The 19372-nt window shown below is 62.0% G+C and carries 18 protein-coding genes; 4 read left to right on the top strand and 14 right to left on the bottom strand.

Annotated features, from left to right (window positions below; all coding sequences use genetic code 11):
- Positions 1-36 precede the first annotated feature (36 nt).
- From hemC to ACNA1V_RS06990, 11 genes are all read right to left on the bottom strand, one after another.
- Positions 37-996: a hydroxymethylbilane synthase gene (gene hemC, locus ACNA1V_RS07040; protein WP_415832877.1), complete on the bottom strand. Its 960-nt coding sequence runs from the start codon at positions 994-996 to the stop codon at positions 37-39.
- Between the two features lie 467 nt (positions 997-1463).
- Complete coding sequence (gene sucD / locus ACNA1V_RS07035) at positions 1464-2357, bottom strand: succinate--CoA ligase subunit alpha (protein WP_415832876.1); 894 nt, start codon at positions 2355-2357, stop codon at positions 1464-1466.
- 26 nt (positions 2358-2383) lie between these two features.
- The gene (sucC, locus tag ACNA1V_RS07030; protein ID WP_415832875.1) at positions 2384-3544 is read right to left on the bottom strand and encodes an ADP-forming succinate--CoA ligase subunit beta; all 1161 of its coding nucleotides are present in this window, start codon (positions 3542-3544) and stop codon (positions 2384-2386) included.
- Positions 3545-4092: 548 nt separating this feature from the next.
- Positions 4093-4548, bottom strand: coding sequence for a 50S ribosomal protein L9 (gene rplI / locus ACNA1V_RS07025; RefSeq protein WP_415832874.1), 456 nt, complete (start codon positions 4546-4548; stop codon positions 4093-4095).
- 18 nt (positions 4549-4566) lie between these two features.
- Positions 4567-4839 carry a 30S ribosomal protein S18 gene (gene rpsR / locus ACNA1V_RS07020; RefSeq protein WP_068369089.1) on the bottom strand — a complete coding sequence of 91 codons (273 nt, stop codon included), beginning with the start codon at positions 4837-4839 and terminating at the stop codon, positions 4567-4569.
- Positions 4840-4902: 63 nt separating this feature from the next.
- The gene (gene priB, locus ACNA1V_RS07015) at positions 4903-5232 is read right to left on the bottom strand and encodes a primosomal replication protein N (RefSeq protein WP_415832873.1); all 330 of its coding nucleotides are present in this window, start codon (positions 5230-5232) and stop codon (positions 4903-4905) included.
- A gap of 33 nt (positions 5233-5265) precedes the next feature.
- A complete protein-coding gene (gene rpsF, locus ACNA1V_RS07010; RefSeq protein ID WP_415832872.1) occupies positions 5266-5652 on the bottom strand; it encodes a 30S ribosomal protein S6 in 387 nt (128 codons plus the stop codon).
- 280 nt (positions 5653-5932) lie between these two features.
- A complete protein-coding gene (gene folE2 / locus ACNA1V_RS07005; RefSeq protein ID WP_415832871.1) occupies positions 5933-6745 on the bottom strand; it encodes a GTP cyclohydrolase FolE2 in 813 nt (270 codons plus the stop codon).
- 171 nt (positions 6746-6916) lie between these two features.
- Positions 6917-8797: a 1-deoxy-D-xylulose-5-phosphate synthase gene (gene dxs / locus ACNA1V_RS07000; RefSeq protein WP_415832870.1), complete on the bottom strand. Its 1881-nt coding sequence runs from the start codon at positions 8795-8797 to the stop codon at positions 6917-6919.
- Positions 8798-8833: 36 nt separating this feature from the next.
- Positions 8834-9748 carry a polyprenyl synthetase family protein gene (locus tag ACNA1V_RS06995; RefSeq protein ID WP_415832869.1) on the bottom strand — a complete coding sequence of 305 codons (915 nt, stop codon included), beginning with the start codon at positions 9746-9748 and terminating at the stop codon, positions 8834-8836.
- Positions 9745-10038 (bottom strand): exodeoxyribonuclease VII small subunit, encoded by a 294-nt coding sequence (locus tag ACNA1V_RS06990; protein WP_415832868.1) that lies wholly within the window; start codon positions 10036-10038, stop codon positions 9745-9747. The genes ACNA1V_RS06995 and ACNA1V_RS06990 overlap by 4 nt, the downstream gene beginning before the upstream one ends.
- Before the next feature lie 456 nt (positions 10039-10494).
- Between ACNA1V_RS06990 and ACNA1V_RS06985 the strand changes: the two genes are divergently transcribed.
- Entirely contained in the window at positions 10495-11643 is a 1149-nt protein-coding gene (locus ACNA1V_RS06985; protein WP_415832867.1) for an aromatic ring-hydroxylating oxygenase subunit alpha, read from the top strand.
- 108 nt (positions 11644-11751) lie between these two features.
- Here ACNA1V_RS06985 and ACNA1V_RS06980 read toward each other — a convergent pair whose 3' ends face one another.
- From ACNA1V_RS06980 to ACNA1V_RS06970, 3 genes are all read right to left on the bottom strand, one after another.
- Complete coding sequence (locus ACNA1V_RS06980; RefSeq protein WP_415832866.1) at positions 11752-12771, bottom strand: putative 2-aminoethylphosphonate ABC transporter substrate-binding protein; 1020 nt, start codon at positions 12769-12771, stop codon at positions 11752-11754.
- 91 nt (positions 12772-12862) lie between these two features.
- The gene (locus ACNA1V_RS06975; RefSeq protein ID WP_415832954.1) at positions 12863-14581 is read right to left on the bottom strand and encodes a putative 2-aminoethylphosphonate ABC transporter permease subunit; all 1719 of its coding nucleotides are present in this window, start codon (positions 14579-14581) and stop codon (positions 12863-12865) included.
- A 77-nt stretch (positions 14582-14658) separates the two neighbouring features.
- Positions 14659-15762, bottom strand: coding sequence for a putative 2-aminoethylphosphonate ABC transporter ATP-binding protein (locus tag ACNA1V_RS06970; protein WP_415832865.1), 1104 nt, complete (start codon positions 15760-15762; stop codon positions 14659-14661).
- A gap of 200 nt (positions 15763-15962) precedes the next feature.
- On the opposite strand from ACNA1V_RS06970, the gene ACNA1V_RS06965 reads away from it, so the two are divergent.
- The 3 genes from ACNA1V_RS06965 (at position 15963) to ACNA1V_RS06955 (ending at position 19351) form a co-directional block, all read left to right on the top strand.
- Entirely contained in the window at positions 15963-16832 is an 870-nt protein-coding gene (locus ACNA1V_RS06965; RefSeq protein WP_415832864.1) for a LysR substrate-binding domain-containing protein, read from the top strand.
- A gap of 294 nt (positions 16833-17126) precedes the next feature.
- Positions 17127-19124: an alkaline phosphatase family protein gene (locus ACNA1V_RS06960; RefSeq protein ID WP_415832863.1), complete on the top strand. Its 1998-nt coding sequence runs from the start codon at positions 17127-17129 to the stop codon at positions 19122-19124.
- A 14-nt stretch (positions 19125-19138) separates the two neighbouring features.
- Positions 19139-19351, top strand: a complete 213-nt coding sequence (locus tag ACNA1V_RS06955; RefSeq protein WP_415832862.1) for a hypothetical protein — start codon at positions 19139-19141, stop codon at positions 19349-19351.
- Positions 19352-19372: the final 21 nt, after the last annotated feature.

Below are 19372 nucleotides of genomic sequence, written 5' to 3'. Positions count from 1 at the left end.
GCCTGCGCGTCCACAGTGCCGGCCACCGGAAACGACTTAGCCGGCATTATCCTGGCTGGCGGCTTGCGCCTCCGCCAGCAGTTCCCGCGCACCGTCGGCAATCAAGGCCTGAGCTGCGCGTTGCCCCAGCAATACCGGATCCTCCTGCGGCCCGGAGACATCTGTTCGGCACAGACGCTTGCCATCAATGCTGGCAACCAGCGCCCGTAACCGGATCTGGCCGCCATGCTGTTCCGCATAAGCGCCCAAAGGCACCTGGCACGACCCTCCCAGCACCGCGGAAACCGTGCGTTCCGCCTGCGCCAGACGCCAGCTTTCCAAACAATTGAGCGGCGCCAGCTGGGCCGCCAATTCCGTGCGCCCGGCCAGTATTTCAATACCCAGGGCGCCCTGTCCGACGGCCGGCAAGGACACATCAGGCGACAGCACATCACGAATCCGGTCGGCCAAGCCCAGCCGTCGCAGTCCGACGGCAGCCAGGATGATGGCGTCATATTCGCCGCGATCCAATTTCGCCAGCCGGGTATCCAGGTTGCCACGCAAGGGACGGACATCCAGCGACGGATATGCAGCCAATAACTGTGCGGCACGGCGCAGGCTGGATGTACCGACGACTGCGCCTGCCGGCATTTCCGCCAGGCTGCCGTAGCGGCTGGACACCAGGGCATCCTGCGCCGCCGCCCGCGGCAAAATGGCCGTCAGGCTGAATTCGGCCGGCATGAGTACCGGCACATCCTTGAGCGAATGCACGGCCAGATCGGCCCGGCCATCGAGCAAGGCGTTTTCCAGCTCCTTGACGAACAGGCCCTTGCCACCGATCTTGGACAGACTGCGATCCAGAATGCGGTCGCCCTGCGTCGTCATTTCCAGCAATTCAATGCGGCATGCGGGATACTGCGATTGCAGCAGATCCCGCACATGATGCGCCTGCCACAAAGCCAGCCGGCTGACCCGCGTTGCAATGACCAGCCGATCCGGAGATGAAACCAGCGCCATCTCAGAGCAGAGACTTGAGGATGATGGCTGCAACGACACCGATGATGGCCAGAATGCCCAGGCCGCCCAGCAGGCTCAGGCCCGAATCCGTCGATTTCTCTTTCTTGGTAATACCCATTTTCAACTCCCGTTGTTTCCAGGCTTCGCGCCTGTACGCTCCCGGTTGCCTATGCCTCCGGCTTGCCCATCGGCGCAGCAGGTCCGCGGGTCATTTGAGCATGATGCCCCGGCACACAGCTTGATCCATGACAAAACAGGCACTGGCGGCAAACTCAATCATACGCTGCCCGGCCCTTTCAGTACAAAGCCGCCGCCGAACCACTGTCCAGCCTTGACCATCATTGCGCCCGAAAAAAAAGAAGGCTGGATTGCTCCAGCCTTCTTGACGCCTGCCCTGGCAGCCGGCCCACAGCCAGCCCGCCCAGGCATGCCAACAGGCCGGCAGCAAGGCCGGCCCACTGTCGTTTTTACAGCACTGCCTTCAGCAGCTTGCCCATTTCCGACGGGTTGCGGGTCGTGCGGATGCCGCAGGCTTCCATCACTTCCAGCTTGGCGTCGGCGGTATCTGCACCACCGGAGATCAGCGCGCCGGCGTGGCCCATGCGCTTTCCGGGAGGCGCCGTGACGCCGGCGATGAAGCCGACGACCGGCTTCTTCATGTTGTCCTTGGCCCAACGCGCGGCTTCGACTTCGTCCGGACCGCCGATTTCACCGATCATGATGACGGCATCGGTATCGGGATCATCGTTGAACAGCTTCAGGACGTCGATGTGCTTCAGGCCATTGATGGGATCACCACCGATACCGACGGCGCTGGATTGGCCCAGGCCCAGTTCGGTGACTTGCGCCACGGCTTCATAGGTCAGGGTGCCGGAGCGGCTGACCACGCCGATGCGACCCTTGCGGTGGATGTGACCGGGCATGATGCCGATCTTGATTTCATCCGGGGTGATCAGGCCGGGGCAGTTGGGGCCCAGCAGCAGCGTCTTCTTGCCACCGGCGGCTTCCTTGGCCTTCATGCGGTTGCGCACTTCCAGCATGTCGCGGACGGGGATGCCTTCGGTGATGCAGACCACCAGGTCCAGGTCGGCTTCAACCGCTTCCCAGATGGCAGCAGCAGCGCCTGCGGGCGGCACGTAGATCACGGACACTTCTGCGCCGGTTTCGGCCTTGGCGTCCTTGACGGTGGCGAAAATGGGCACGCCTTCGAAATCTTCACCGGCGCGCTTGGGGTTCACGCCAGCAACGAAAGCTTCTTTGCCATTGGCGTATTCGCGGCAGGCACGGGTATGGAACTGACCGGTCTTGCCGGTGATGCCCTGGGTGATGACTTTGGTGTCTTTATTGATCAGGATGGACATTTTCTTGAAATCCTCGGCAATAGGGTTCAGGCAGCAGCAGCGACAACCTTGGTGGCCGCTTCGGCCATGGTGTCAGCGCTGATGATGGGCAGGCCGGATTCAGCCAGCAGCTTCTTGCCAAGTTCTTCGTTGGTGCCCTTCATGCGGACGACCAGCGGCACGCTCAGGTTCACGGCCTTGCAAGCGGTGATGACGCCTTCGGCGATCACGTCGCAGCGCATGATGCCGCCGAAGATGTTGACCAGAATGGCCTTCACATCCTTGTTCTTCAGCATGATCTTGAAGGCTTCGGTCACTTTCTCAGCCGTGGCGCCACCGCCGACGTCCAGGAAGTTGGCCGGTTCGCCGCCGAACAGCTTGATGGTGTCCATGGTTGCCATGGCCAGGCCGGCGCCATTCACCAGGCAGCCGATGTTGCCGTCGAGCTGAATGTAGGCCAGATCGAACTTGCTGGCTTCGATTTCAGCCGGATCTTCTTCGTCCAGGTCGCGGTATTCCACGATTTCCGGGTGACGGAACAGGGCGTTGGAATCGAAGTTGAACTTGGCGTCCAGGGCGATGATATTGCCCTTGCTGTCGCGGTTCAGCGGGTTGATTTCAACCAGCGACGCGTCGGTTTCCATGTAGCACTGGTACAGCTTCTTGAACACATCGACAGCTTGCTTGGCGGACTCGCCTTCCAGGCCGATGGCGGCGGCGATCTTCGCTGCCTGCTCGTCGGTCAGGCCGGCCAGCGGGTCGATGTATTCGGTAACGATCTTTTCGGGAGTGGAATGCGCCACTTCCTCGATGTCCATGCCGCCTTCGCTCGAAGCGATGAAGGCCACTTTCTGCGTACCACGGTCAGTCACGACGGAAACGTAGTATTCCTTCTGGATATCGGCGCCGTCCTCGATGTACAGGCGGTTGACCTTTTGGCCTTCCGGGCCGGTCTGGTGCGTGACCAGCTGCATGCCCAGAATCTGCGATGCCAGTTGACGAACTTCGCCCAGCGAACGGGCCAGCTTGACGCCGCCGCCCTTGCCGCGGCCACCGGCGTGGATCTGGGCCTTCACGACCCAGACCGGGCCGCCCAGCTTTTCGGCTGCAGCAACAGCCTCGTCAACCGAGAAAGCCGGAATGCCGCGGGGCACGGGCACGCCGAACTTTTTGAGCAGTTCCTTGCCTTGATACTCGTGGATTTTCATGTGATACCTGTCAGGTCTTATGAGAGTCAGTGGAATCCTACCCAGCCGCCTGCGTGCGAATACCAGGCGTCAGGGACCATTCTTGCATCATGCCGCGATCCGGCAGAAACAGAAAAGCCGATGGTCACGCTCCGGGTCGCTGCGTCGTCGCAGGCCTGGCGTCCATCGGCTTCTATGCGCGTCCGGGGCAGCCCGCTTCCTGCTGCCATTGAAAGACAATACCCCGCTCGTGCCGAAGGCGACGAACAAAGGACTACTGTTTCAAATCTGGCGTGAAGCATACCGCGCACGTTTCAGACGATCCGCATGGTGAAAAACCAACAAAGTATAGCCCAGCCCTGGAAACTATTCAGAGCTGCCCGACACCCATAAGGGGAAACCCCTATTTTCTCGCCCATACGGACTTGACCCATCTGCGTGGAACACCCGGCGACGCCGCCACTATGGATCAAAACAGCAAGGCACAAAAAAGAAAAAGCCCTCCTGTGCAGGAGGGCTTTTCTGCCGCAACGCCCGATGATGAAATCGGGCAATGCCGCCGGTGACGCTTAGGCCAGTTCAGGCTGAATGCGAACCTTGATGTCCACGACAACGTCGGTGTGCAGAGCGATCTGCACTTCGAATTCGCCGATGCTCTTGAGCGGGCCGTTGGGCAGACACACTTGAGCCTTTTCGATGCCAGCAAAACCAGCTGCAACCAGGGCGCCAGCGATGTCGGCGTTGGTCACGGAACCGAACAGGCGGCCATCGACGCCAGCCTTTTGCGAGATCAGTGCTTCCTGACCGTTCAGGCGCTCGCCCAGTGCTTGGGCAGCGGCCAGCTTTTCGGCCTGGATCTTTTCCAGTTCAGCGCGGCGGGCTTCGAATTCCTTCAAAGCAGCGTCGGTAGCGCGGCGGGCGATCTTCTGGGGGATCAGGTAGTTGCGCGCATAGCCGTTGCGGACACGCACGACGTCACCCAGGTTGCCCAGGTTCGCGACTTTTTCGAGCAGAATAACTTGCATGACAGTAAGCCCCCGGGATTAGTTGTGGTTGTCGGTGTACGGCAACAGGGCCAGGAAGCGCGCACGCTTGATGGCGGTGTCCAGCTGGCGCTGATAGTGCGCCTTGGTGCCGGTCAGGCGGGCCGGGATGATCTTGCCGTTTTCCTGGATGAAGTCACGCAGCGTGTCCAGATCCTTGTAGTCGATCTGATCGACGCCAGCCACGGTGAAGCGGCAGAACTTGCGGCGCTTGAACAGAGGATTCTGTTGCGTGAACTTGCGCTTTTCCTTGCGTTTACCAAAGTGAGCCATAGTAAGTCTCTTTCAATTTCGTTGCCGGCCTGAACCGGCGGATATCGTATATGCGTTTATCTGTCAGGCAGTCAGTACTGTTTCCGTCACCAGCAGCCGCTGCACCCGCTGCAAATGCAGCACGATGCGGGGAGAACCTTTGCGTGCCGGGAGCAGGAAGCCCTCGACCCGAACTGCACATCCCAACGGCGTATCGGCAAGTAGTGATGCCAGATCCCCCATGGCGACGGCAGCAATTTCCAGTTCCACCCTGCGCATCCTGCCGGCTTCCATCTGTTCGGACTGATGCGCAAGCGTCATGTCCAGAATCGGAAGCCCTGCGGGGCTGTAGCGCAACGGCCCGGAAGCAATGACACTTGCATCCAGCCGTACCTGGTTGGCCATATCAGCCATGCCGGTAGCAGTAATGACAGTATCCTGGCGGATTTACTCAGCCTCAGCTTCGCTGGCGGCGCTGGCAGCTTCAGCGCTGGCCTTGCGGGCCTCTTCGCGCTCGACGCTCTTCATCATGACGGACGCGCCAGCGGGGGCAGCGTTGGTCTTGACGACGAGGTGACGCAGAATGGCATCGTTGTAGCGGAACGCATGTTCGAGTTCGTCCAGGGCTTCCTGGCCGCATTCGATGTTCAGGCAAACGTAGTGAGCCTTGACGAGCTTCTGGATCGGGTAAGCCAGCTGACGGCGACCCCAATCTTCGTGACGATGCACCTTGCCGCCCTGGGCCGTGACGATCGCCTGATAGCGCTCGGCCATTGCAGGCACTTGCTCGCTTTGGTCCGGATGGACGATAAATACGATTTCGTAGTGACGCATTAGAGTGATACTCCCGTGGATGACCGCCAGCCGGAATGAACCCGACCAACGGAACAGCCCGCTACCTGACACCGCCCCCCAGGCGTACCGGAGATTCCGGACACACCAGAGGCACCGATGGCAAGGCAATCGGGCAAGAAAGCTTTCGATTATGGTCCCTGCCCTTGAAAAAAGCAAGAAAAACCACATTAAAACGACGTACGGCCCTGACAGTGTCAGGGCCGTACGTCACCGGGAAAGCGAACCGGTTTGAACAGCGCCCGGCTGGGCCGGCTGACAATCAGCCCTTGCCCTGGCCTTCCACCACGGCATAGGCCGAGTGGTTATGGATGGATTCGAAGTTTTCCACCGTGACGCGATAAGCGGCAATACCCGCGTGCGCGTTCAAGGTCGCCGCCACATCGCGGACGATATCCTCGACGAACTTCGGGTTCTCGTAGGCATGTTCCGTGACATACTTTTCGTCGGGACGCTTGAGCAGCCCCCAGACTTCGCAAGAGCCCTGCTTCTCGATCTGGCCGATGAAATCATCCAGATTGAAGGCAGATTCCGTCACGACCGTGCGCACGGTCACGTGCGAACGCTGGTTGTGCGCCCCGTACTTGGAGATGCTCTTGGAACACGGGCACAGGCTGGTCACCGGCACCGTCACGGTCAGCTCGAACTCGACGGCATCGCCGTTGGCACGTGCCGTCCAGACGACAGCGTAATCCAGCAGGCTGCGCACGCCGGATACAGGGGCCGTCTTGTTGATGAAATACGGGAAGGCAGCCGTAATGTCGCCGGATTGCGCATGCAGCAAAGGCAGCATTTCGGCAGCCATCGCGCTGAACAAGGCAGGCGTCAGCGGCGTCGTGCGATATTTTTCCAGCAGCGCCACGAACCGGGACATGTGAGTGCCCTTCTCCTCCGCCGGCAGCGCGACGGTCAGCGTCCAGTCTGCAACAGTGGGATGAGCTTCGCCGTTGCCGGCGGCCACGACCATGGGATGACGCACACCGCTGATTCCGACCCGCTGGATGGGAATCTGGCGCACGTCCGCAAAGCTCTGTACGTCAGGAATGACGACGGCGGAATCAGCAATGGATGTCATGAGCAATAACCTGTGCAGTGCCGCCGCCAGCGGCGGCACGGGAAAAGAATCAAAGTACCAATATTACCGATAGCGTAGCATGCAAGCCCCAAAGACCCTTTTATCCATGGATGAATATGGATATGCCGGGAACCGGGGCCGCCCATCAGGCAACGCCACCCACCCTACCCGCTAGGCGGCATGCCCGGTGGCCAGCAGATCGGCGTAGCGGGCCCGGATAGACGCTGCCACTCCGGCGCCATCCAGCCCCTGCTGAGCCAACAGCGCCAACTGGTCGCCATGATCAATGAATTGATCCGGCAGGCCCAGCTGCAACACAGGAATGTCCAGCCCGGCCGCATTCAGCGCCTCGCTGACCGCGCTGCCCGCTCCGCCCATCACGCAGCCCTCTTCCAGCGTCACCAGCGCCACATGATCCTGCGCCAGCTGCTGCACCAGTTCGATATCGAGTGGTTTCACAAAACGCATGTCAGCGACCGTCAGGCCAAGCTGCTCGGCCGCATGCAGGGCCGCCGGAAGCAAAGTCCCGAAATTCAGAATGGCGATACGGTTGCCATGGCGCAAGATGCGGCCCTTGCCCAAGGGCACGTCATCTAGGCCGGCCGTCATTTCAGCCCCCATGCCCGAACCGCGCGGATACCGCACCGAGGCCGGGCCTGCGTGGCGATAACAGGTGGTCAACAGCAGGCGGGTTTCATTTTCGTCCGAGGGCGTAGCCACAACCATATTCGGAATGCAGCGCAAAAAGGCGATGTCATAATTGCCCGCATGCGTCGCCCCGTCAGCCCCGACCAGGCCGGCGCGATCCAGGGCGAAAGTCACATCCAGGTTTTGCAACGCCACATCGTGGATCAACTGATCGTAGCCACGCTGCAGGAAGGTCGAGTAGATGGCGACCACCGGCTTGAGGCCTTCGCAGGCAATGCCCGCGGCAAATGTCACGGCATGCTGCTCGGCAATGCCCACATCGAAATAGCGGCGCGGGAAGCGCTGCTCGAATGCGACCATGCCGCTGCCTTCGCGCATGGCTGGCGTGATGCCCTGCAAGCGCTCGTCTGCTTCGGCCATATCGCACAGCCACTGCCCGAACACTTGCGTAAAAGTCTGGCGTGAGGGCGCGCTGCTCTTCTGGATACCCACAGCCGGATCGAATTTTCCAGGCCCGTGATACAGCACCGGATCCGCCTCGGCGAGCTTGTAGCCATGGCCTTTTTTCGTGACGACATGCAGAAACTGCAGCCCTTTCAGGGAGCGCAGATTCTGCAGTGTCGGCACCAGCGCGTCCATGTCGTGCCCGTCGATCGGGCCGACATAATTGAAACCCAGCTCTTCAAACAGGGTCGCTGGCGTTACCAGCCCCTTGGCATGCCCTTCGAAACGGCGCGCCATCTCCAGCACGGGCGGCACATGCTGCAAGACCGCCTTGCCGACATTGCGGGCCGCCGCATAGAAACGCCCTGACATCAGGCGCGCCAGATAGCGATTAAGCGCCCCCACTGGCGGCGAGATCGACATATCGTTGTCATTGAGTACCACCAGCAGATTGATATCTGGTGTCACCCCGGCATTATTCATGGCTTCGAACGCCATGCCGGCACTCATTGCGCCGTCGCCGATGACGGCAATATGCTGACGCGAGATACCGGCATTGCGCGACGCTACCGCCATTCCCAGCGCAGCAGAAATCGACGTCGAAGAGTGCGCTGTCCCGAATGCGTCGTATTCGGACTCGCTGCGGCGCGGGAAGCCGGAAATCCCGCCCTGCTGGCGCAGGCGCGGCATACCGGCACGACGGCCGGTCAGGATCTTGTGCGCATAGGACTGATGGCCTACATCCCAGATCAGGCGATCATGCGGCAGATCGAACACATGATGCAGGGCGATGGTCAGCTCCACCGTTCCCAGGTTGGAGGACAAATGCCCGCCTGTGCGCGACACGCTATCGAGCAAAAAGCCCCGCAGCTCTTCCGCCAGACGCTTCAGGTCGCGCCGCTCGAGGCGCTTGAGGTCGGCTGGGGATTCGATACGGTCGAGTAAATCGGTAGTATTCATTGCATTCATTCCGCGATGCACGGGCAGTGCGCCGGATCAGTATTCCCGCGCGACGATGAAATCCGCCATGGCGGCCAGGTATGCACCGGCCTCGCCCAGCGGGCGCAGCGCCTGGTGCGCATCGTCACGCAATTGAGCCGCCAGTTCGCGGGCGGCATCCACCCCCATCAGCGACACATAGGTTGGCTTGTTGTCCTGCGCATCCTTGCCGGCCGTCTTGCCCAGGCTCGCGCTATCTGCCGTGACGTCGAGGATATCATCCACGACCTGAAATGCCAGCCCGATTGCCGCCGCGTATTTCTCCAGCGCCTGGCGTTGCGGCGAACTGGCCCCCGCCACGACGCCGCCCAGCGTCACACTGGCGGCCAGCAGCGCGCCGGTCTTCATGGTGTGCATCCCGCGCAGCTGATCCAGGCTCAGGCCATGGCCGGTGCTATCCAGGTCGATGAACTGCCCCCCTGCCATACCCAGGCTGCCCGAGGCCCGCGCCAGCACCTGCACGGATTGCACGATCAGCGCTGGCGCAATCGGCATGCCGGCCAGCGTTTCAAACGCCAACGGCTGCAAGGCATCACCCGCCAGCAAGGCGGCGGCCTCTCCATACGCCACGTGAGTGGTCGGCTTGCCGCGCCGCAAGGTGTCGTTATCCATGCAGGGCAGGTCATCATGCACCAGCGAATAGGCATGAGTCATTTCCACTGCGGCTGCTGCGCTTTCCAGCGCGGTCACGGTGGCAACCGGCTTGCCCGCAGGCTGGCATGCATGGCCTGCCGCAAGCACCAGCAATGCGCGCACGCGCTTGCCGCCGCCGAGTACGGCGTATCGCATGGCGCCATGCAGGTGTGCGGGAATCTCGTCTTCCTGAGGCAGCAATGCGCCCAGACGCCGCTCGACCTGCTCGGCACAGGTCTTCATCCAGCCGGAGAAGTCCATGGCAGTCCGGTTCTTCATCGCGACTCCTCGTCCATGGCGGCGCCATCCAGGGGCCGCAACAACTCGCCCTCCAGCACCTGAATCTGTTGCTCTGCCGCGGCCAGCCGCTGCTGGCAAACACGCGACAGCGCGACACCGCGCTGATAGGAAGCCAGTGATTGCTCCAGCGGCAGCGACGCATTTTCCATGGCAGATACCAATGCTTCCAGCTCGGCCAGCGCGGATTCGAAATCCTGCGGCAAGTCCGCAACTTGCTGTGCCGCGCCAGCAGCGGCATCGGCCGCATCAGGGCCAAGTTTTCTAGTCATAGGGGGAACAACCATTGCACAATAGGTCCAGCGCGCATTGTACGGGAACTGGCTCCATCAGGCGCTGAAGTCTGCCATCGGCAGCATCACCTCCACCGGCCATGGCGACCCTGGCGGTTTACCACAAGGGCGCAGCGGGATCGGGCCGCCCGGCGCACCCGGCATTTCCCAGTCCTGCCCCGGCGGGCTACAATCAGTCCTTCGACTGGATGACAGACGCGCGCGCGGTACGCGTACGCGTCCCTTGCCTGCCGGCATATTGCAGTGATGGAATCGCAGCAAGGCCGGTTTTTTTCTTCGTCGCGCCGCCCTCAGGCCTGGCGCTCGAGTCCGCGCGGAGGGAAGCATGGCTGCCAGCCAACATGCCCCGCCAGACCATGCGCCCGGCCACATGAACCGACGGGCCATCCCGGACGCCGACGCAGTGCCATCGCCAGGGCGACAGGAATTTGCAATATGAGCCAAACCCTACTCCTGGCTGCAGAACGCAGCCAGCTGTCCGTCAGCGCCTACTTCGACGAGGCACGCTTCGCTCGTGAGCAGGCCGCCATTTTCAAGAACTCGGCCATTTATGTCGGCCACGAAAAACTCGTGCCCGAACCCGGCGACTGGCGCGCCCTGGCACAGGAGCGCGGTGGCCGCATCCTGCTGCGCGACCGTGGCGGTGCGATCTCCCTGCTCTCAAACGTCTGCCGGCATCGCCAGGCCCTCATTCTGGGCGGCTCGGCAGGCAATGTCACCACGGGTGAGCCGCGCCAGGGCAACCTCAAGCAGACCGGCGGCAATCTGGTGTGCCCGCTGCATCGCTGGACCTACAACGATCAGGGTACGCTCATCGGCGCCCCGCAGTTTGAATCCACGCCCTGCATGAACCTGCAACGCTTCCCGCTGCGATCATGCAACGGCCTGCTGTTTGAAGGCCCGCGCGACCCGGCAGCCGATCTCGACAAATTGTTCCAGCGCCCGGAGTTCGATTTTTCCGATTACGTCCTGGATCACGTGGAAGTTCACGAATGCAATTACAACTGGAAGACCTTCATCGAGGTCTATCTGGAGGATTACCATGTCGGCCCGTTCCATCCCGGCCTGGGCCATTTCGTGACTTGCGACGATCTCAGCTGGGAGTTTTCGGATTGGTTCAGCCTGCAGCGCGTCGGCGTGCACCAGGCACTGGCCCAGCCCGGTTCGGATGTCTATCGCCAGTGGCACGACAACCTGATGCAATTCCGGGAAGGCCAGTCGCCGGATTTCGGTGCGATCTGGGTCACTTACTTCCCGACGCACATGATTGAACTGTATCCGCATGTGCTGGTGCTATCCACGCTCTACCCGGTTTCGCCGCAACGCACGGTCAATATCGTGGAGTTCTACTATCCCGAGGAAATTGCCGCCTTTGAGCGTGAATTCGTCGAAGCCCAGCAGGCGGCCTATATGGAAACCGCCGTTGAGGACGATGAAATCGCCGAACGCATGGATGCCGGCCGCCGCGCCCTCATGGAGCGCGGTGTTGACGAAGCCGGCCCCTATCAGTCGCCGATGGAAGACGGCATGAAGCACTTCCATGAATGGTATCGCCGCATCATGGATGAACCCGCTCAGCCCTGACGCCGACGGCATGGCGCATGCCGCCACACACTCATAACCAAAGGCCTCGCCGGGCAACTCTCCCGGCGAGGCCTTTTTCACTGTTGGCGCACAAGGCGCCAACACGGTTTACTTCTTGGCTTCGGACTTGCCGTCGTAACGGCGGGCCCATTCAGCCAGGATACGCTCACGGTTCTCGGCGGCCCAGGCAAAATCGTTATTGATCAAACGTTCCTGGAAGTCAGCGGGCAAGCCCGGCAATTCCGCCTTGACATCAGGGATGGCCAGCACAGCAAAGCCCTTTTTGTACAGCTCATTGGCTTCGCGCGAAGCGGAGAAGTCGGCCAATTTCTTGGCTGCGTCCAGATTCTTCGTGCCCTTGACGATGGCCATGGCTTCGATTTCCCAGCCCAGGCCTTCTTCCGGCAGCACCACTTCCACCGGCGCGCCATCATCCTTCAGCTTGAGCGCACGGTATTCAAACGATACGCCGATCGGATATTCGCCGGCTGCAGCCAGGTTGCAGGGCTTGGAACCCGAGTGGGTATAGGTACCGATATTCTTGTGCAGGGCGTCCATGAACTCCCAGCCTTCCTTCTCGCCGAAGATCTGCAGCCAGGCGCTGACGTCCAGATAGCCGGTGCCCGAAGAGTTCGGGTTGGGCATCACCACAAAGCCTTCATACACCGGCTTGGTCAGATCCTTCCAGGTCTTGGGAACCGGCAGGTTGTGCTTGGCGGCCTCGACCGTGTTGAAGCACAAAGCTGCAGCGAAACCGTCCATGCCTACCCAGGAGGGAGGATTGGCACCGTCGCGCATCTTGGGGGAAATTTGCTCCAGCCCCTTGGGTGCGTAGGGTTCCAGCATGCCCTGGCCAGCCAGGACACCCAGCGACGAACCCGCCAGGCCCCAGATAGCATCCGCCTGGGGACGATCCTTCTCGGCCAGCAGCTTGGCCGTGATGATGCCGGTGGAATCACGCACCCACTGGATACGGATGTCGGGGTTGGCCTCTTCGAAAGCGGCCTGGTAGGCGCGCAGCTGATCAGCCTCCAGCGCCGTGTAAACCGTCAGGGTCACGGGTGCAGCCTGGGCACCGAAAGCGGCAGCGGCCAGCGCCAGCGCGGCGGAAATGCGGAACTTGGACATGAAGATCTCCGGATACGACTTGCTTGCAGTTGTGCCGTGGCGGCCTGATGCCGGCAGCGGCTGGAAAAAAGGAAACAGATAGGACATGATTTCACTCGCCCGCTGGCCGACGCCAGGCCTGAGTGCGGGCCAGCACGGCGCGGCTGGCGCCGTACAACAGCAATGACACGACAGCGCAGGTAGCCATGATCAAGGTGCACATGGCCGCCGCAGCGCCGGGAAAACCGGCGTCATCCATATTCAGGACGGCCACGGATGCCAGCACGGTATCGGGCCGGTACAGGAACACGACTGCGGACACCGTTGTCATCGCCGAGACGAACAGGTAACGGGCCACATCCAGCGCGGTCGGCAGGCTCATCGGGAACACCACCTTGAGCCCGGTACGCAGGCGCGCAACCCCCAGCGACGCCGATACCGACTCGAATTCGCGGTCCAGTTGTCCCAGTGCCGAAGTCGCGGCCAGGTGGGCGCTGGTATAGAAGTGCGCCACCGTGCACAGCACCAGCAGGCCCATCGTGCCGTACCAGCCATTGAGCGGATTGCCCGGATGGTTGAAAAAGAAGATGTAGCCCAGGCCCAGTACCAGGCCGGGTACTGCCATCGGGATCAGGGCAACGGCGTGCAGCAGCGCCACACCGGAGCGCGCCAGCCTACCCAGGGGCGCCAGGCGCTCCGTCAGCCATGCGCCCAGGAATACCGTGAGGGTTCCCGCCAAGGCCGTCCAGAATCCCAGCTGCACGCTGTTGCGCCAGGCCAGCCAGCCACCGCCATCCATATTCGCGAAATCATAGGAGCGCAGCGACAGCGACAGGTTGTACGGCCACATGCGGATAAAAGAAGCCCAGACGGCGGTGCCGGCAATCAGCAGCAGGCCCAGGCAGATCACGAGCGCCAGCACCAGGAAGGCACTATCGCGCCCCCGGGAAGGCTGCGGCTGGTAGGGCTGAATCCGGCCGTCCAGGAAGGAATGCTGACGCCGGCGCAACCAGGTATCCACCGTGAACGTCAGGATGGCGGGGATCAGCAACAGCATGGCGAATGCTGCGCCGCGCGGGAAGTTCTGCTGCCCGACCACCGCCTTATACACCTCGACGGCCAGCACACTGTAATCACCGCCAACCACCTTGGGCACGCCAAAGTCGGTGATCACCAGCGTAAACGACAGACAGCAGGCGGCAAAGATGGCATGGCGCGTTCCCGGCAACGTCACGGTCATGAAGGTGCGCCACGGGCCCGCGCCCATGGCGCGCGCAGCATCATGCAAACGACCGTCGGACAGCGCCAGGCTGCTGGTCAGCACCATCAGCAGATGAGGAAAGATGTAAAAGGCTTCCCCGATAACGATGCCCCAGAAACCATAGACGGTTCCCGCACCCAGCCAATCACGCAGCAAACCCTGGTTACCCGCCAGATAGATCAGTGCGATACCGGGCAGCAAGGACGGCGCCAGCAAAGGAATCAAGGCCAGCGAGCGCCACAGGCGCTTACCCGGCATGCGCGTCTGCGCCAGCCCATAAGCGAAGGCATAGGCCGCAGGCACGGCCAGCACGGTCGTTGTCAGCGCGACCGCCATGCTGCGCCAGAGCATGGCGCCAAAACCCGGAATATCCAGGGCCTGCTGCAGAGGGGCCAGCCCGGCCCATTGGCCGTTGCCGTCCTGCAGCGCCCGTTGCAGGACGGCGCCGACGGGCAAGACCAGCGCAATCAGCATGAAGCCCAGCAACGCCAACTGCAAAGCGCTCAGGCCCCACATTTCCAGACGGGCGGAAGCGGGCTTGCGGACAAATGGAGCGGGACTGGCCGGCATGACGGGCTGCGCATCATGGCGCAGCGCGGCGTCTTGCTGAACACCCGCCTGGATAATGGAAGATCCCACGGTATTTCCTATGACTCGTAAGCGCGCAAGGCGGCAGGCGCAATACTCAGCCAGCAACGGCGCGCTGCCGTCTTGGCCAGCAGCGCATCCCCCTGCTCGGCATTGACGAAGGCGTGCAGATCCACACCCGGCACGCCTTCCAGCGCCAGACGCAAGCGGTACTGGCGCCCCAGGAAAATGCCATCCTGGATTTCTGCGGCGAAGATGTTGTCGCCTGAAGGCAAGGTGCCACCCGGCAGAATGCGTATGGCTTCGGGGCGGGCAAACAGCCGGCCACGCGGCTGTGCCAGATCGTTGGCGGTTTGCGCTGTCCAGCGGCCGATAGTGACGCGGCCGTCGGTCAGCCGCTCATACGGCAGCCAATTGGCCTCGCCGATGAAACCTGCAATAAAGCCGGAGACCGGATGCCGATACAGTTCGCGCGGCGTGCCCACCTGCTCCAGATTGCCCCGATTCATCACAGCAATGCGATCCGCCATGGACATGGCCTCTTCCTGGTCGTGGGTCACCATGATGGTCGTGACCGAAAGACGGCGCTGCAGGCTGCGCAGTTCGCTGCGCAAATGTTCGCGCACCTTCGCATCCAGCGCCGACATCGGCTCATCCAGCAACAGCAGCATGGGCGCGGGCGCCAGCGCTCGCGCCAGGGCCACGCGCTGCTGCTGGCCACCCGACAGCTGCCCAGGGTATTTCCGCCCCGAACCCGGCAGGCCGACCAGATCCAGCATTTCTTCCACCCTGCGGGCCACGGCCGCGCGATCACCGTGGCGTGAGCTCAGGCCATAGGCCACGTTGGCCGCCACAGTCAGGTTGGGGAACAGCGCGTAGGACTGAAACACGATGCCATAGTTGCGCTGCTGCGGCGCCGCCCGGGAGATATCCCGGCCGGCCAACTGCAGGCTGCCCTGATCCTGGCGGGCCAGCCCGGCAATCACACGCAGCAGCGTCGTTTTGCCGCAACCGGACGGCCCAAGCAAACAAAGCATCTCACCTGCCCGGACATCCAGGGAAACGTCATTGAGTACCCGGGTCGAACCGTAGGACAGGCTGATGTCCCGCAGCGAGAGAAAACTTTGCTGCGGTTCGTTCTGGGAAGATTTCGGCGTATTCATGAGGGTGCAGTATGGGCAGCTCAGGTGTAAAGAATGTGACATCAGATAGAAATACGCTGATAAGCCCATCGCATTTTTTTCATGCCGCCGGCGCGTCCGGCTCTCACACAGGCGGAATCAACAGCGCCAGCGCTACACTGTCTGCCGGAACGGTTGCATTTCCGCAGCCTGGCAAGGCCTCCTGGCCTGTTGACACTGACATGCTCATTACGGAACTCAAGTCTTTCTATGCCGTCGCCCGCGCCGGCAATGTCACCCGGGCGGCCCAGCAGCTCGGCGTCAGTCAACCTACCGTGACCGGCCAGCTCAAATCACTGGAAGCGCGCTATGGTCTGGAACTGTTTTACCGGCGTGGCCGGGCACTGCAGCTGAGCGAAGATGGCAGGCGGCTGCTGCCCATGGCGGAGCAACTGGTGCAGAAAGAGCTGGAAATCGCTTTCCATCTGCGCGACGCCAGCGCGCTCAGCCATGGCTCCATGCGCCTGGGCCTGACCGGCCCCTACTATCTGATGCCCATCATCGCGCGCTACCGCGAACAGTTCCCCGGCATCTCACTCAGCCTGAGTGTTGCCAACTCAAGTTCCGTGCTGCAGGCGCTGCGTGACTATCAACTGGAACTGGCCAGTTCGTCCGTGTATGCCGAAGGGCCGGAATTGCATCGCATCACCCTGGCGCGCGACCGCCTGCGGCTGGCCGTACGGCGCGACCACCGCCTGGCCCGCCGCGACAGCGTGCGGCTTGCCGATATCGAACCGGAAACGCTGTTGCAGCGCGAGCCCGGCTCCATGACCCGCAAGGTCTCGGAACGCCTGCTGGAGCGCGCTGGCGTGCAGCCGGCCGAAATCCTGGAAATCGCCAATCGTGAGGCCATCATCCAGGCGGTCGTCCACGGTCTCGGTTGCTGCCTGATTCCCGCACGTGAAGCGCCCCCCCATCCGGAACTGGTTTGCCTGGACATCGTCGATGCCGATATCCAGACGGAAGAATATGTTTACTGCCTCAAGGAGCGCATGCAGGTACAAAGCATTGCCCGCTTTCTGGCGTTGATCACCCCGTTGTCGGAACCCTGAGGCGCCCGGCATGCCCGGCACAGCCGCTCTGACAACGGCTACCGCACCATCTGGCCAGCCGCCGCAACCCTGAAGATTGTTGCTTTTTTTCAACAAAATTGAGAGACAGGCGATCGCACCCTAAAACATCCACTTCTTCTTAACTTTTCCAGAAGCATTGCCTGGCCGTCATTCCCACAAAATCCCGATTACCTGATCGGGATTTTTGTTTGTCCGGTCATGGGGGCTTCATCCCCAACAGCGAGCATGGCTCCCGGTACAGGCCTGATCGGGCCTGTGATTGGAGATGAAGAAATGCCCCTCGCACATATGAAGAAGCTGGTTTCCTGCCTGGTTGCCGCATTCGCCCTGGCTGGCTGCGGTTCCAGCAACGATTCTGACTCGGGCCAGCCCTCGGAACCGGAAACGCCGCAAGCACCGCCCCAGGCCAAAACCCTGGTGATCGGCATGGATGGCGTCCGCTACGATGCGCTGCAATCCGGCATCGAACAGAATCGCCTGCCCAACCTGGCATCGCTCTCCCTGAGCCGCGCCTGGACCGGTGGCACCCTGGAAACCGGCACCCAGCAACCGACGCTGCTGACCCCCGGCTGGGCCACGCTGCTGACCGGCTCCTGGGCCCCTGTGCATGGCGTCCGTTCCGATGCTCTGAACCAGCAAAGCCGTACCGCCACCCTGTTCGAGCAAGTCAAGGCCACGTTGCCCGCCAGCAAGACCGGCAGCGCAGTCAATAGCGCCAGCCTGGCCAGCCTGCTGGCCGCTGAACGGGATGCCGGCTATCTCGACGCGCTGACGGATTGCGCGCAGGTCGATGCCTGTGTCACTGATGCCGCCGGTAAAATGATTGCCTCCGGCTATGACATCGTCATGGCCCAGTACGCCGCACCGCTCAACAATCTGCGCGGCCCGGCCAGCAGCGCCACCTACAAGGCCACCGTCGAACAAACCGACAAGGCGCTGGGCACCTTGCTGGAAGCCGTCCGCGAACGCCAGCGCCAGCACAGCAATGAAGATTGGCAAGTCATCGTCACCAGCGCTGCCGGCCTGGGAGATGGCGGCAATTATGACGGCCTGCCTCGCACCAGCAGCAAGACCACGTTCTACGCCAGCAATCTGCCCGCCATGCTGGGCGCATCGACCGAGACGGTCGATCTGAGTGCCGCCTGGGATAGCCAATGGGACGCCTTGCCCTCGGCCGCCGACCTGGCCCCCACGGTGCTCGCCCACCTGGACGCCGCCGCCAGCCTGCCCGCGCTGTCGGGTAGCAATCTGGCTGCGCCCAGCGCCCTGCGCCGCCCGCGCGCCACTGCCGCTGAAGACTACAAGAGCATCACCCTGTCCTGGACGACGGTAGGCGAGCAGTCGGGAGAGGTAAGCATCATCCGCGACGGCAGCCTGCTGGCCACCCTGCCCGCCGGCACCACGCAGTACCTCGACGACAGTTTCGCCTTCGAGGAAGACGGCTTGCACACCTTGAACTATGAAATCCGGTCGTCTGACAACGCGCTGTCCATCAGCACGCAGATTCCCTACACCAAGCCGGTCCTGCTGCAGCCCAGCCTGAAAACGGGCGTCATGATGTATTACTCGTTCAACCAGAACATCAATGACATCGGTGGCCAGACCCACGTTGTGCCTTTCGATGGCGTGCAACAGCCCGTGTTCCTGGATGACGGCCCCTTCGGCAAGGCATTCCGCGTCGAGCGCCTGGACCGCCGCAACGAAAACATCAATCTCGGCGGCTACAAGCTGGAATACCCGGCAGGTGCCTTGGATTCGGTGGACGCCATCACGATCGGCCTCTGGTACCGCTCCAAGGGCGATGCCAACGACAAGCCCATCGTTGCGAACAAGGATTACAACAGCGGCGGCAACCCTGGCATCACCATCGCCCAATGGAACGGCAATGAAATCCGCTTCAATATCGGCGGCAGCGGTCGCACCGACTTGAATGGCTTCTATTTCACGCCTAACAAGTGGGCCTACCTGCTTCTCAGCATCGACAAGCGCAACAAAAAGATGACGGCGGCAGTCTTTGACCCGACCAATGGCCTGAGCCTGCGCTCCGCCTCAACCGGCGCCGTCGATCTGAGCAAGCTGCCCGGCGTGCTGGGCGCCCACTTCGGCCTGAATGAAGATGGCAAGGGTACCTACAACGTCCTGGGCAGCTATGACAAGGGCGCCTACACCATGGACTTCGCCGATCTCACATTCTGGAACCGCGCGCTGAGCGAAGAAGAAATCCGTTCCCTGGCACTGTCCGGCAAATCCGTGCGCGAACTCCTGCAATAAAGCGAGCAACGATCATGACCCTTTCCCTCCATACCCCTGCCTGGCTGCGCCGGGTTCCCATGGCCCTGGCTTCCATGGCACTGGTCACCCTGCTGGCAGCCTGCGGCGGCGGCAGCGATAGCGATAACGACGGCGGAAACGGCAACGGCAACGGCGGCGAAGGTGAAACGCCAACGCAGCCCACCGATCCGGAAACCCCGCGCCCCGACCTGCGTTGCGCCCCCTGATTGCACTGCCACAGCAAGATA

The sequence above is a fragment of the Kerstersia similis genome (assembly GCF_965139615.1).
In the GTDB taxonomy this organism is placed as follows: Bacteria; Pseudomonadota; Gammaproteobacteria; order Burkholderiales; family Burkholderiaceae_B; genus Kerstersia; species Kerstersia similis.
Note: the sequence above shows the minus strand (reverse complement) of the source record. Positions and strands in the feature narration are given on the sequence as shown.

Excerpts from the sequence above, each read along its gene's own strand:
- ACNA1V_RS06995 (WP_415832869.1), bottom strand. The coding sequence starts at position 9,748 with ATGAAGAACCGGACTGCCATGGACTTCTCCGGCTGGATGAAGACCTGT.
- rpsF (WP_415832872.1), bottom strand. The coding sequence starts at position 5,652 with ATGCGTCACTACGAAATCGTATTTATCGTCCATCCGGACCAAAGCGAG.
- ACNA1V_RS06980 (WP_415832866.1), bottom strand. The coding sequence starts at position 12,771 with ATGTCCAAGTTCCGCATTTCCGCCGCGCTGGCGCTGGCCGCTGCCGCT.
- ACNA1V_RS06955 (WP_415832862.1), top strand. The coding sequence starts at position 19,139 with ATGACCCTTTCCCTCCATACCCCTGCCTGGCTGCGCCGGGTTCCCATG.
- ACNA1V_RS06965 (WP_415832864.1), top strand. The coding sequence starts at position 15,963 with ATGCTCATTACGGAACTCAAGTCTTTCTATGCCGTCGCCCGCGCCGGC.
- ACNA1V_RS06970 (WP_415832865.1), bottom strand. The coding sequence starts at position 15,762 with ATGAATACGCCGAAATCTTCCCAGAACGAACCGCAGCAAAGTTTTCTC.
- priB (WP_415832873.1), bottom strand. The coding sequence starts at position 5,232 with ATGGCTGATATGGCCAACCAGGTACGGCTGGATGCAAGTGTCATTGCT.
- sucC (WP_415832875.1), bottom strand. The coding sequence starts at position 3,544 with ATGAAAATCCACGAGTATCAAGGCAAGGAACTGCTCAAAAAGTTCGGC.
- ACNA1V_RS06990 (WP_415832868.1), bottom strand. The coding sequence starts at position 10,038 with ATGACTAGAAAACTTGGCCCTGATGCGGCCGATGCCGCTGCTGGCGCG.
- sucD (WP_415832876.1), bottom strand. The coding sequence starts at position 2,357 with ATGTCCATCCTGATCAATAAAGACACCAAAGTCATCACCCAGGGCATC.
- ACNA1V_RS06985 (WP_415832867.1), top strand. The coding sequence starts at position 10,495 with ATGAGCCAAACCCTACTCCTGGCTGCAGAACGCAGCCAGCTGTCCGTC.
- rpsR (WP_068369089.1), bottom strand. The coding sequence starts at position 4,839 with ATGGCTCACTTTGGTAAACGCAAGGAAAAGCGCAAGTTCACGCAACAG.
- ACNA1V_RS06975 (WP_415832954.1), bottom strand. The coding sequence starts at position 14,581 with ATGCCGGCCAGTCCCGCTCCATTTGTCCGCAAGCCCGCTTCCGCCCGT.
- folE2 (WP_415832871.1), bottom strand. The coding sequence starts at position 6,745 with ATGACATCCATTGCTGATTCCGCCGTCGTCATTCCTGACGTACAGAGC.
- dxs (WP_415832870.1), bottom strand. The coding sequence starts at position 8,797 with ATGAATACTACCGATTTACTCGACCGTATCGAATCCCCAGCCGACCTC.
- rplI (WP_415832874.1), bottom strand. The coding sequence starts at position 4,548 with ATGCAAGTTATTCTGCTCGAAAAAGTCGCGAACCTGGGCAACCTGGGT.
- ACNA1V_RS06960 (WP_415832863.1), top strand. The coding sequence starts at position 17,127 with ATGCCCCTCGCACATATGAAGAAGCTGGTTTCCTGCCTGGTTGCCGCA.
- hemC (WP_415832877.1), bottom strand. The coding sequence starts at position 996 with ATGGCGCTGGTTTCATCTCCGGATCGGCTGGTCATTGCAACGCGGGTC.